The following is a 13,390-nucleotide window of genomic DNA, read 5'->3' as shown; positions in this document are numbered from 1 at the left end:
CCGCCGGCTGGCTTATAAAGTATAATACCTAACGGCCATTGCAACCAGCACAGCTATAGAGAAAATAATGTAGAACACCAATTTGCGGTTGCCGCTGCGAAGGGCATCAGGCGGGCATTGCATAGCCTCCAACTCCTGCTCTTTGTAAAGCATCCATAAAATATGGTAGCCTAAAATAAAGTAGGTAATTACTGCTACCAGCAGGTTTTGCTCCCAAGTGCGGCGGTTTAAATAGCTGTATTTTTTCAGGAGGGTAAAGTTAACAAAGAGCATTATCGAGAAAGCATTTATCATGCCCAGGGTTAATGCCGCCCATAAAGCGCTTGCATATGCCGATGAGCGGCGGCGCCCGCTATTGTAGTGGGTGTAGAATAAAAATAAAAGTTTCTTCAATACAGGGGAATTTAGCGCCCTCAAATATAAAATTCGCGCCCTAAACTCCCCTATAATTTAGCTATTTAGATAGGTTATTTCCTGTTGAAATAATTCGAATACTCCTGCTTATCGTTAAAAGCAAGTAGAAGTACCTGCTTTTATTTCAGCACTTCGCGGCTTATTACTATTTTCTGTATTTCGGATGTGCCCTCGCCTATGGTGCACAGCTTGGCATCGCGGTAAAATTTCTCAACCGGGAAGTCTTTGGTGTAGCCATAGCCGCCAAATATCTGCACCGCCTCGTTAGCGCAGCGCACGGCAACTTCCGATGCAAAGTATTTGGCCATGGCCGATTGCTTGGTTACCGGCAAGTGGCGGTTCTTCAGGTCGGCAGCCTGCATAACCAACAACTCGGCTGCTTCTATCTCAGTAGCCATATCCGCCAACTTGAAAGATATGCCCTGGAAACTGCTGATAGGCTGCCCGAACTGGTGACGCTCTTTGGAGTAAGCCACTGCCGCCTCGAACGCCCCTTTGGCAATACCTAATGAAAGGGCCGCTATAGATATACGCCCGCCATCAAGTACTTTCATGGCCTGTAAAAAGCCCTCGCCTTCGGCACCAAGCAAATTAGTTTTGGGCACACGGCAGTTATCAAATATCATCTCGGTAGTTTCGGAAGCACGCATGCCGAGCTTGTTCTCTTTTTTGCCGGCGCTAAAACCGGGCGTCCCCCGCTCTACCACCAAAGCAGATATACCGTGCGAATCGCCTTTATTGCCCGTCCGCACCATCACCACCGCCACATCGCCGCTTTTGCCGTGAGTTATCCAGTTTTTGGCACCGTTAATAACGTATTCGTCGCCATCCAACACCGCAGTAGTGGCCATTCGCAGGGCATCGCTGCCGGTATTGGCTTCGGTAAGGCCCCAGGCGCCCAGCCATTCGCCGGTGGCCAGTTTGGGCAGCCAGCGTTGTTTTTGCTCCTCGTTTGCAAAAGCTAAAATATGCCCGGTGCCAAGCGAGTTATGTGCTGCTAGCGATAGGCCTATGCCGCCGCAAACTTTTGCTATCTCGCTAATAACAGTTACGTATTCGGCATAGCCAAAGCCCGAGCCGCCGTACTCCTCGGGCACCAGCACGCCCATTAGCCCCATTTCGCCTAATTGCTTAAATAATTCCAACGGAAAGTGCTGTTGCTCGTCCCATTCGGCAACATGCGGTTTTATGTGCCTTTCGGCAAAATCGCGGGCCATTTGGCCTATCATTTTTTGGTTTTCGCTGTGCGAAAAGTCGAAGCCAGCAGGGGCATCGGTTAGTAAGTGGCTCATTTCAGAAAAATTCAGATCTATAATTGGTTGAAGTAAAGGTAATAAAAAATACTATGCATGCATAGTATTTTTCTAACGAAAATATTTTCGATTTGTTTTCAGGCTACTGACATAGGGCTGTCATCTGCGCCTTGTTTCTTTGAATTGTAAACTTAAAACAACAAGCCATGACAACTATCGAATTCTTTTTGAAACAACTCAACGACGAATCTATCACCACCCGCAAAATGCTGGCCCGGATACCAAACGATGCTTACGATTACAAACCGCACCCTAAAAGCATGCCACTGCGCAACCTGGCTACCCACATTGCCGAACTGCCAACGTGGATACCCATGGCCATTAATACCGACGAACTGGATTTTGCTGCCATGGAATATACGCCAACCGTTATTAACAACACCGAAGACCTGATGGCACTATTCGAAAAATCGCTGGCGGAAGGCTTAGAGCCCTTAGTGCCCGAGAACGAGGCCGTGCTTGATAAAGCCTGGACTTTGCGCAACGGCAACCAGGTTTATAGCCGCGATGCTAAATGGGAAGTAATGCGTATGGCCATGTCGCAAATTATACACCACCGCGCGCAACTGGGTGTTTACCTGCGTTTGCTTGATGTACCTATCCCCGGCAGCTACGGCCCAAGCGCCGATGAAACTTTTGAACCGATAGAAATATTGGAAACTGCGTAATAACCTCCGGCAGCACAGGGTCCTTTTTCAAAGAGACCCTGCGGAGACATGGGAAGTATTTAATAAAACCCCGATAGAATTGTCAACTTTTGAAAAGTTGACAATTCTTCGTCCCTACCCTACATATACTAAAACAAAACGGCAGCAGTTTATATTATTAAGGTTATAAAGCATTATCAACCATGAATACTGCTGACAAACATTTCAAATGCATTAACAGCCGCACCGGCAATGCAATACAGTACCACTCGCTCGACAAAAAGTTAAGCCCCGAGGAAGTAAAAGCCGAACTGGATAAAGTGAAGGCACAGGTGGCCATTAAAAACGACGTTTACCAGGAAACGCTTTATTGGGAAGAAATTAAAGGCGAGGAATAGTGCGTGCAATAAATGTTATAATTTATTTGCATTAGTGAACTGAAAACCAGTACATTTATATGCCAATTATAAACCCGGATTATCTCTTCCGAAAATTTTATTGAACCAGCTACTTATCGTATGAAGCGCCATGCAATTTTTAAGCATGTATTTTCTTACGTGCTTATTACGGCTAAAATTGTTTTGAAATAAAAACCCCCTTGCCTGTTGAAGCAAGAGGGCTAAAAACTCACAACAATTGTTTAACCTTTCGGCTATTCCGAACTGCAATGCGAATTCTACTTTATATAGAACGCTAACAATCGGCGAAAGTTTTTAAACTCGAAAGATATTTTTTATAAAAAATAGCAGAGGTTTTTAGAGGTAAAAAGGCATTTACAAGCTATGGGCTTCTATATTTGTGCACAATAAATAACCTTGTAAGCGTTTATCTATAAAAACTAAAAAGAACAAACCATTATGGCTAAAAGAACATTCCTGTTAAAAGCAGCAGCATTTTTTGTATTCGCGTTGTTTATCTCCAGCTTTGCATTTGCGCAGCAAAAACCCGCCAGTCCGCGCGATAGCGTTAGTGCAGCAGTTGCCGGCTCAAATATTACTATCAACTACGGCAGCCCGTCGGTAAAGGGCCGTAAAGTATTTGGCGAGTTAGAGCCTTACGGCAAGGTATGGCGCGCCGGTGCAAACGAAGCCACTACTTTTACCACCACTAAAGATATTACCGTAGAAGGCAAAACACTGCCTGCGGGTACCTACGGCTTTTTTGCTATACCAACCGCAACAACATGGACTATCATTTTCAACAAAGTGGCCAAACAATGGGGCGCATTTAAATATGATGAAAGTAAAGATGCCCTGCGTGTAACCGTAAAACCGGTCGCCTCGGCCATGAACGAGCGCCTGGTATATAAAATAACAGCAAAAGGATTCTCATTAAACTGGGATAAACTATCTGTTCCGGTATCGGTAAAATAATTTCTTTGTGATTTTTAATAGCAAGGCCTCCCGGCATACCGGGGGGCTTTTGTTTTACATGGGGATATTTCCCAAACCGCAGGTAAGGCATTATATTTACCAAATCCAGATGAAAAACTATTTTGCCGGCAAACCCATTTTAAAAAGGCTGGCCATAATTGCCGTGCTGGCATTGGCCATATACCTGCTTATGCTTTTTGCTACCCACCCCACGGCGGTAGAAAAATACTATTCGCAGGGGCTATACCCCGTCCTATGCTTCGTGCTGCATCCGGTGTTCAATATTTTCCCTTTCAGTGTTGGCGATGTAGTTTATATAGGGGTTGTTGCCTATCTCATTTATGCGGTTATCAGGTTGGTTAAACTCCTATTTCGGAAAAAGTTTTTGCAGGCCGGTTTGCTGGTTACCGGGGTGGTGATAGGCGTACAAACCGCCTTGCTGCTCTTCTACACGCTTTGGGGGCTCAACTACTTCCGCCCATCGGCTGCCGAGCGGCTAAACCTGGAAGCCCCTAAATTCACCTTCGCCCAACTGCAAACCGTAACGGCAATACTGATAGATAGCGCAAACGCAACCCGTGCCCGCGTTACCCCTGCCGACTTGCAGCAGCCCAACGATACCATTTACAATACCGCCATAAAAGCTGTAAAGCAATTAGGTACTACTTCGCCCAATTTTAAAACCTACAGCCCCGGTATCAAGCCATCGTTACTAACACCGCTGCTCAATTACATTGGCACATCGGGCTATTACAACCCTTTTAGTACCGAGGCACAGCTAAATTACCAGCAACCCGTATTTGTGCGCCCTTTTGTGGCCTGCCACGAAATGAGCCACCAAATGGGCTACGGCGCCGAAGACGAGGCAAATTTTGTAGGCTACCTGGCGGCAACTGCATCAAAAGATAGGCTGTTGCGCTACTCGGCTTACCAACTGGCTGTGCGCGAATTTATGTTCAGTGTATACATGGCCGATAGTTTGGTAAACAAGCAACTGAAGAAACGTATATCGCCGCAGGTACGCGCCGACTTTAAACAGGAACGCCTTTACTGGCAGAAATACCAAAACCGGGCAAACGTAATAACCGGAATTTTCTACGATAATTTCCTGAAAGCTAACAATCAGCCGCAAGGCTTAGACACGTATAACCAAATGGTGAACCTGGTAATGGCAAACACGATTAAACAACACCCTCGCAGAAATTGGGACAGGATTGAAGGATTAAAAGATTAGCACAGGATTTTTTTAATTCCATGCATCGAGAGACGATTTCACCGATGGATAATTTTCTATTGGTGCCCCCTTCATTTTAATTTGGAGAAGATACTTCCAAACTCTTCAATCGTCTATTCCCTTGACATCAGTACTGATAAACAACTATCAGGCTAATAACAAATAAGTGTAAGCTGATTTCAGTACCTGCCGTAAAAAATCCTGCAAAATCCTTTAATCGCTAAATCCTGTTAAAATCGGTGGAATCAAAAAAATCAGTGGAATCGGTGGTAAAAGAATCCTGTTTAATCTCTTAATCGCTAAATCCTGTCAAAAGACCGCGCTAAGATTTAATCGTGTAAAAGAAAGGCGTTCCGTATCTCACCCCGGAACGCCTAATAACATCATCTCTCAAATAATGTTAAATCAACTAAATCTCAGATAACATGCTTGTTTACCCAAGTTCTTTATTTACATAACCTTGCGGTTAGTGAATTTCCCTGAAATAGCTTTAGAGACTTTTTGCGGCACAAATACTATACCGATTTAGCAAGCTCATAAAGCAGATGTAAGAACAGCACAACAAACGCCGAATGCGTTGTTTTATTGCGCGAATCCTTTTCATAAAAAAGACGCGGAATTGATGCTAAATGTTACAGTGTGGGCGAACTTTATTTTGCTTCTTTTTAAAATAAAAGCGCTATCCGTAACATATTCTCAAATCTGCTGCAATATAGCCATTTTTAGGAGCATAGTGTACAAAACTTTTTAAAGTATTTTTTTCAAAACATTGTATTAAACTACTTTAGGGCAATAAATCGCAGAAAATTATCATAGCAAGTGTATTCAAGCTTTTTAACTATATGTAAAAATAAAAACTTGTAACTATAAAACACATCGCTTAACCGTCAATTAAACAATTAATTAAATCAATGAGCCTTTAAATTCGCTCTGCCTGTCCTTTTTAAAGGAATAATTAATTATTGCTATCTTAGAAACTTAAGCATTTCATCAGTAGAGGCCGCACAACGGCAAAACAATCTATGAAAACACTCTATCTGCTCGCCCTATCCCTGTTTCCTGTATTAGCCACCGCCCAAAAATACACGCCTGCCGAGGTTGCACGTTATCAAAAACAGGCAGCGGCGGTAACCATCATCCGCGATAATTATGGCACACCGCACATTTACTCAAAAACAGATGCCGGCGTGGTATTCGGTTTAATGTATACCCAGTGCGAAGAAAACTTTAAGGGTATTGAACGCAACTACCTTTACCAAATGGGCCGCCAAAGCGAGGCCGATGGCGCTACGCCCTTGTACACCGATGTGCAGCTACAGTTAATAGCCGATACAGCTGATGCCATAAAAGACTATAACACAGCTTCGCCCTTTTTCAAAAAGCTACTGGATGCCTTTGCCGACGGGTTAAATTACTACCTGTACAAACACCCCGAAGTAAAACCGGTAGTATTTAAAAAATTTAAACCATGGTACGCGCTCATGTTTACCGATGGCAGCGTGGCCGCTACCGAAACCGGCGATATTACCCCGAAAGAAACACAAGCCTTTTATGGCGATGCCGACAACACTATTGGACAACTATATAATCGGCAAACCATAACCAACACCCGTGGCGACCGCGAGCTTGGATCGAACGGATTTGCCGTATCGCCAAAGCTATCGGCAAGCGGGCACGCTATGCTCTACATAAACCCGCATGTACCTTTTTATTTCCGTAGCGAAGTTGGGCTGCAGAGCGACGAAGGGCTGCATGCTTATGGCGCGGTTACCTGGGGGCAGTTTTTTATTTACCAGGGTTTTAACCAAAACTGCGGCTGGATGCACACCAGCAGCTATGGCGACGTAGGCGATGTTTATGCCGAAAAGGTGAGTAAAAAAGATGGCAAATGGTATTACGAGTACGATGGCAAACAACGCCCGGTTACCGTGAAAAAACTCTCGTTGCAGGTAAAACAGGGCGATAGCCTGGTAAACAAAATCATCGCCGGCTATTATACCCACCACGGCCCTGTATTAGGTGCTCGCAACGGCAAATGGCTTGCGCTTAAACATTACAACCGCTCGTACAAAGCGCTGCTCGAGTCATGGCTGATCACCAAAGCCAACACTTTGCCGCAGTACAAAAAAGCAATGGACTTGCTGGCCAATACCAGCAATAACACCGTTTATGCCGATGCACAAGGCAACACTATATTTTGGTACGGCAATTTTATGCCACGGCGCGATGCCAAATATGATTGGAACAACCCGGTAGATGGCAGCACATCTGCTACCGAATGGCAAGGGCTGCATCCATTAAGCGAGATAGTGCAAGTAGTAAATCCGGCTACCGGCTATATACAAAACTGCAATTCGTCGGTTTACACGGCATCGGGCACGGCAAGCCCCGATAAAACCAAATACCCGCGCTATATGGCTCCCGATGATGAGAATTACCGCGGATTAACTGCAGCCCGCTTGCTAAAAGATGCTAATAAATTAACGCTTGATGGACTGATAACCATAGGTTACAACCATTACTTAGCCGCCTTTGACGATTTGCTGCCACCCCTATTTGATGCATATAAAGCCGCGCCCGACAGCCTTAAAACTAAACTGGCCGAACCTATAGCCATACTAACATCCTGGGATAAAAATTCTTCGGCAACATCGGTTGCCACAACGCTTGCAGCAGAATGGGGCGCTGTTGTATTGCGCAGCCTTAAACCGCCCGCACCCGGCGAAAGCAGCTACCTTGTTAAACGCTTCCACGAGTTTTTACAAACCACCCCACCGGCAACCTTGCTGGGCATGTTTAACCAAACGGTAACCGGCCTGCAAAGCCGTTACGGTAACTGGAAGATAGCCTGGGGCGACATAAACCGTTTTCAGCGCCCCGCAGATGGTGCTACTTTTGATGATAAACTACCCAGCTTGCCTGTAGGCGCTACAGCATCTCAGTTGGGGCAACTGCCATCCTTTCAAAGTAAGCTTATGCCCGGCACGCAAAAACGCTATGGCTTCTCGGGCAATAGCTTTATTGCTGCCGTAGAGTTTGGCCCGGTGGTTAAAGCAAAAAGCATTATCCCCGGCGGGCACTCCTATGATGCCAGCTCCCCTAACTATACCGACCAGGCGCAAGGCTTTATTGATGGGAAATTTAAGGATGTGTTATTCTACAAGGGAGATGTGCTGAAGCATGCGGTAAAAACTTATCATCCTTAATTACCCCCTTTTTGGTAACTTAGCTGCACTAAACCGGATCCTGTGAAAACTCTCCGCCTCCTTCTTATTTTAACAGTATTTGTTGCTAAGGCAAATGCCCAAACGTTTACATTCGGTAAGGTTGATACCGCCGACCTTAAGTTAACATACTGCGATTTTGAAAAGGGCGCCAATGCCATGGTTCTGTTTGATGTAGGTAAAATAGGCTACAGCAAAACAGAATCAGTAGTAATGGAGAGGCATACCCGCATCAAGATATTTAACGATAAAGCTAACAACGAGGCCAACATAAAGCTGGAATATTTTAGCGGATATGATGCAGAACAAATAAAAGACATTGAGGCCCAAACCATAAACCTGGCAGGCAAAACCATTACAGTAACCCCGCTTGACCCTAAGCTTATTTATAACGAAAAGATAGACAAGATGCACCGCGCAGTGGTATTTACTATGCCCAACGTAAAAGCAGGTTCGGTGTTAGACATCCGGTACACCTGGAAAACCGGCTATGGGTATAATTACCCCAACTGGTATTTCCAGGGGCCGCTGCCAAGCAGGTACAGCAAGGTAGAAGCACATGTAAACTTCGGCTATTCGTTTAATTTCGTAAAAAGAATAACTCAAAAACTGGATGTAGATACGAGTTACATTGCCAAAGGCAAGGCAGTAAGCACACATATCTTCAGCATGTCTAAAATACCGGGCTTCAGGCCCGAGCCACATATGCATTCTGTGGCAGACAATATGCAGTCGATTAGCTTTAAGCCGGCATTCAAATTCGCCACATGGCAATCAGTTGCTGATAAGATATTAGCTGATGCCGATATAAGCGGCCAACCTAAGTTTACTTTCGACAAGGGCCCGGACATTATTGCAAACGCAAAAGACATAAAAAACCGGAACGAAAAGATAGCCTACATTTTCAATATGGTAAAAAATACCATGAAATGGAATAGGGTTGATAGCTGGAATAGCGAGGATGGGCTGAAAAAGGCATGGCAAAATAAAACGGGCAACTCCGGCGAAATAAACCTTCTTCTCTATCATTTTTTGAAAGAGGCCGGCATAAAGGCAAGCCTACTGGTTTTTGGCACACGTAACGAAGGCGAGCTTGAGCCCGAAAACCCTACCCTCAGCCGCCTCAACAAAACTATTGTAAGGGTACCTATCGATTCGGCTACTTACTACGTAATGGATGCAACAGGCAAGTACAATACCTATAATACCGTACCGTATTCGCTGCTTGGCGTCACTATGCTCATAATTGACCCGGAGGCAAGAAAAACGGATATCATAGCGCTTAAAACTACCACCCCCTCGGCAGAAGCGGTACTTATTGATGCCGAAATAACCACCGATGGCAAACTGGAAGGCAGTGTACAAAAAACCAGTTCCAACTATAAACGCATCAGCAAATTGGAAACGTTCGACAGGGCGGGCCAACAAAAATACGTGGCCAACGAATTAAAAGAGGGCAATTTGAATGCTATTATAACCGGGCACCGGTTCTCGGGCACCGAGACAGACACCATCCCGCTACGCGAAGATTTTAGATTTAAGCTCGACCTTGCCGCATCAGACAGTAGTTACACCTTTATTAACCCTAATCTTTTTACAGGGCTGGGTAAAAACCCATTCAGCAGCGATACCCGCCTAACCGACATAGATCTTATTTACCGCAATACTTATTCCATAAACGGGCGTTACAAGGTGCCGGCAGGGTATAAGATAGAAGCGCTGCCAAAATCAACCACGCTTGCCCTCGAAAACAAGGGCATTACCCTAAGGCGAAGTGCCGGCGAACTTGATGGTGTTGTAATTATAAATTATACCATCGCCTTCAATAAAACCAAATACAGCCGGGATGACTACCCGGAATTACACCGGTTCTACAAAACCATGTACGAATTGCTAAACGAGCCCATTGTATTGAAAAAGGGTTAAACCATATTCTTTAAAGCTATAACCTGTGCTAAACAAACAATGCCGAAAATAAATTATATTTGGTGAGGAGTTTATTGAGCAATGAAGAAGTACCTGTTTATTGTAGCTTTGTTTTGCCTGGGAGCGAGTGCCAATGCGCAAAGCATCACCTTTTACGATCTTACTAACCTAACCAACCTATCGGAAGGGCAGGCACGTACTTACCTGGTATTGGGCAGAGTATTTAAGCACCAGTACATCGAAGAAAAAAATGGGATGCAAATAGAGCATTTCCGTACCATAAGCCCTTCGGTGGCCGAACAAACCGTTACCATTGGCGAAAGCAAAACGCTGGGCAATGGTGCTGTGCTGCGAAGTGTTACTTACACTACGCGCAGCCCTAAGCATATGTTGAACCTGATAGCCCAAACCCGAGGCAGCCATTTGATACTGAAGTTTCAGGGGGCAGATGCAGATAATAATATCTATGTGTTCGACAACGATTTTTACCATGTAAAAATGTACATCAGCACTACCGAAAACAAAGGCTCGGTGGTGATAGAACAAAAGGAATACGTACCTTATTAACCGCTACGGGCTCTGTAACAATTCCGTAACGCAAGCTTAAACTCAGTTTTAATCCAATTTTGTTTGTCAGATTTGTGGTTCTAAAAAACACAACATCTGCATGCGAACGGTATTATCACTACTTTTCATTCTCTTATTTTCGGCAACAAGCTTTGCACAAGGCACCGGCAAAGGCAAAATAAACGGCAAAGTTACCGATGCCGCTACCAAGCTCCCTGTTGATTACGCTACCATTGCGGTATATAAACAAGGCGCAACCAGCCCCTTCAACGGCATGAGCACCGATGCCAAAGGCACATTCAGTATAGATAATATACCGGCAGGCGACTATAAGGTTACAGTTGATTTTATTGGCTACAAACGCACTACCATAGATCATGTAACAGTTACCGATGGTACCGGAACACCTGCCCTGGCCAACATTTTGCTGGAACCACTGCAAACACAACTAAAAGGTGTAACCATTACGGCTAAAGCCCCCATCATTGAAAACCGCATAGACAAAATGGTGTACAATGCCGCTAACGACCTTACCGCACAGGGTGGCGTTGCGCTGGATGTATTAAAGAAAGTACCTCAAATTTCTGTCGACATTGATGGCAACGTGGAGTTGCAGGGCAATGCCAACGTGCGCTTTCTCATCAATGGTAAACCATCAAGCATCTTCGGTGCCAGCCTGGCCGATGCGCTACAAGCTATTCCCGCCAGCCAGATAAAAAGCATCGAAGTTATTACCAGCCCCGGTGCTAAATACGATGCTGCGGGTACAGGCGGTATCGTAAACATCATCCTGAAAGATAGCAAGGTGGAAGGCATCAACGGCAGCGTGAACCTCTCGGCAGGTACCAGGTTCGAGAATGGCTCCTTTAACCTCAACGCCCGTAAAGGCAACTTCGGGGTGAATGCGTTCTTTAGCGGCAATGCGCAACTGAAAACTACAGGGCTGAACAGAAACTTCCGATCTTCTACCGATTCGCAGGGCAATCTTACCAATTTGACCCAAAGCGGCAACAATACGCAAACACGCAGCGGCTACCAATCGGGCTTAAGCTTTAACTGGAGCATTTCGCCAAAAGATGAGCTTACCGCTACCATTGGCTTTAACCACTTTGGCAACCACAACAGCGGACTAAGCAACCAGGATGAGCAAAGGTTTATGGCCGATGGCAGCACCATATCGCAACTGCTCAGCCAGCGAACATCCGACAGTCGCTTTAAAGTGAACGCTACCGATATCAGCATCGGCTACAAAAAACAGTTTAAAACCGAGGGGCAGGAGCTGGATGTATTATACACCACCAGCTATGGCAAAAACACCTTCTCGTACTTTAACCAGCAGCAATATTTAACAGGTGGCTACCCTACCAGCGGCTCGCAAAGTAACAACCCGGGTAACGACCGTGAAACCAATATTTCGATAGATTACGTGCAGCCCTTCAGCAAAAAATTCACGCTGGAAACCGGTGCCAAGGTAGTGTTGCAAAGCATCAAAAACGTGGTGAATACTGATACGCTGCTGAACAATGGCAGCTTTGTTGACAACCTCGACCAAACCTACGGTTTCAACTACAAGCGCCAGGTTTACGCGGGTTACCTTTCGGTTTCAACCTCGTTATTCAAAGAGTTTTTAGATGTAAAGGCGGGCTTCAGGGACGAGTACACCAATACCTCAGCAGATTTTCCGGGTGTGGTTATTCCGGGTTATAACACCATAGTACCATCGTTAACGCTATCGCATAAACTAAGCGCCACGCAAACCATCAAGGCCAGCTACAGCTACCGCGTAGAGCGCCCCGACTATGGCGACCTCAACCCCTTCTTCAACATCAGCGACCCGCACAACATCAGCACGGGTAACCCCAACCTGAAGCCCGAGAAAAGCCATGGCATAGAGATGGGCTACAACCGATCTTTCGATAGCGGGGGCAATATTTACATCGGTAGCTTTTACCGCCACAATATTGACGATATACAGCAGTACACCACTCCTTTCGATTCGCTGGACGTTAACGGGCGGGTATACCCCAACGTATTGCTGAACCAGCGCAGCAACATAGGCACGCAAACCAGCATTGGCGGTAACCTTTCGGGTTCGTTGCCTATAGGGAAATTGAACCTGCGTACCAATATGTTTTTTGTGAGCCGTACCAACACCAACCCGGGCATTGCAAAAGTAACAGGCTTTGCCTACCGCATAAACCTGAATGCCAGCTACCAGTTCCCGCACGATTTGATGGCCGAGGCGTTTGCCAACTACAATTCATCGCAGAAGAACCTGCAGGGAACACGCCCGCATTTCTTCTTCTATAATATTGCCGTCCGCAAGCAATTCATGAACAAAAAAGCAAGTATTGGCTTTGTTACCGCTAACCCTTTCAACCGCTACATAACGCAACAGGGCACAACTTACGGCACCAACTTTAACCAGGTAAACATCAGGCAGATGCCGCTGAGGTCGTTCGGCATAACGCTGAGCTATAAATTCGGCAAGCTGGAGTTCTCTAAAAAGGATAAAGACAAAGGGGAAGATAATAACAATATGCCACAGGGTGATGGTGGTGGAAGATAATAGCGTTCGATAATAGCAGTGGCTATTTAACCGTAAAGGCCGCAAAGAATTTGCGTGCCGTTTAACGCAAAGAGCGCAAAGTTTTTTTATCTCACGCAAAGACGCCAAGCCGCAAAGAAGTTA

Annotated in this window: 10 protein-coding genes; 8 read left to right on the top strand and 2 right to left on the bottom strand. The window is 45.5% G+C overall.

Annotated features, from left to right (window positions below):
- Nucleotides 1-12: 12 nt before the first annotated feature.
- Together BC343_RS10555 and BC343_RS10550 are read right to left on the bottom strand one after the other, a co-directional pair.
- Nucleotides 13-393, bottom strand: coding sequence for a hypothetical protein (locus BC343_RS10555; RefSeq protein WP_078347751.1), 381 nt, complete (start codon nucleotides 391-393; stop codon nucleotides 13-15).
- Nucleotides 394-533: 140 nt separating this feature from the next.
- Nucleotides 534-1,706, bottom strand: coding sequence for an acyl-CoA dehydrogenase (locus BC343_RS10550; protein WP_078347750.1), 1,173 nt, complete (start codon nucleotides 1,704-1,706; stop codon nucleotides 534-536).
- 167 nt (nucleotides 1,707-1,873) lie between these two features.
- Between BC343_RS10550 and BC343_RS10545 the strand changes: the two genes are divergently transcribed.
- The 8 genes from BC343_RS10545 to BC343_RS10510 all read left to right on the top strand — a co-directional run bounded on the left by BC343_RS10545 (nucleotide 1,874) and on the right by BC343_RS10510 (nucleotide 13,267).
- Complete coding sequence (locus BC343_RS10545; RefSeq protein WP_078347749.1) at nucleotides 1,874-2,395, top strand: DinB family protein; 522 nt, start codon at nucleotides 1,874-1,876, stop codon at nucleotides 2,393-2,395.
- Nucleotides 2,396-2,577: 182 nt separating this feature from the next.
- The gene (locus BC343_RS10540) at nucleotides 2,578-2,772 is read left to right on the top strand and encodes a hypothetical protein (RefSeq protein WP_078347748.1); all 195 of its coding nucleotides are present in this window, start codon (nucleotides 2,578-2,580) and stop codon (nucleotides 2,770-2,772) included.
- Nucleotides 2,773-3,231: 459 nt separating this feature from the next.
- Nucleotides 3,232-3,747 carry a DUF2911 domain-containing protein gene (locus tag BC343_RS10535; protein ID WP_078347747.1) on the top strand — a complete coding sequence of 172 codons (516 nt, stop codon included), beginning with the start codon at nucleotides 3,232-3,234 and terminating at the stop codon, nucleotides 3,745-3,747.
- 109 nt (nucleotides 3,748-3,856) lie between these two features.
- Nucleotides 3,857-4,981: a DUF3810 domain-containing protein gene (locus BC343_RS10530; protein ID WP_162276852.1), complete on the top strand. Its 1,125-nt coding sequence runs from the start codon at nucleotides 3,857-3,859 to the stop codon at nucleotides 4,979-4,981.
- A 1,022-nt stretch (nucleotides 4,982-6,003) separates the two neighbouring features.
- Nucleotides 6,004-8,187 (top strand): penicillin acylase family protein, encoded by a 2,184-nt coding sequence (locus BC343_RS10525; protein ID WP_078347745.1) that lies wholly within the window; start codon nucleotides 6,004-6,006, stop codon nucleotides 8,185-8,187.
- 42 nt (nucleotides 8,188-8,229) lie between these two features.
- Nucleotides 8,230-10,131: a DUF3857 domain-containing protein gene (locus BC343_RS10520; RefSeq protein ID WP_078347744.1), complete on the top strand. Its 1,902-nt coding sequence runs from the start codon at nucleotides 8,230-8,232 to the stop codon at nucleotides 10,129-10,131.
- Between the two features lie 81 nt (nucleotides 10,132-10,212).
- The gene (locus tag BC343_RS10515) at nucleotides 10,213-10,698 is read left to right on the top strand and encodes a hypothetical protein (protein ID WP_078347743.1); all 486 of its coding nucleotides are present in this window, start codon (nucleotides 10,213-10,215) and stop codon (nucleotides 10,696-10,698) included.
- Nucleotides 10,699-10,798: 100 nt separating this feature from the next.
- Nucleotides 10,799-13,267, top strand: a complete 2,469-nt coding sequence (locus BC343_RS10510) for an outer membrane beta-barrel family protein (protein WP_078347742.1) — start codon at nucleotides 10,799-10,801, stop codon at nucleotides 13,265-13,267.
- The last annotated feature ends 123 nt before the right edge of the window (nucleotides 13,268-13,390 follow it).

The sequence above is a fragment of the Mucilaginibacter pedocola genome, assembly GCF_002013915.1.
Lineage (GTDB): Bacteria > Bacteroidota > Bacteroidia > Sphingobacteriales > Sphingobacteriaceae > Mucilaginibacter > Mucilaginibacter pedocola.
Note: the sequence above shows the minus strand (reverse complement) of the source record. Positions and strands in the feature narration are given on the sequence as shown.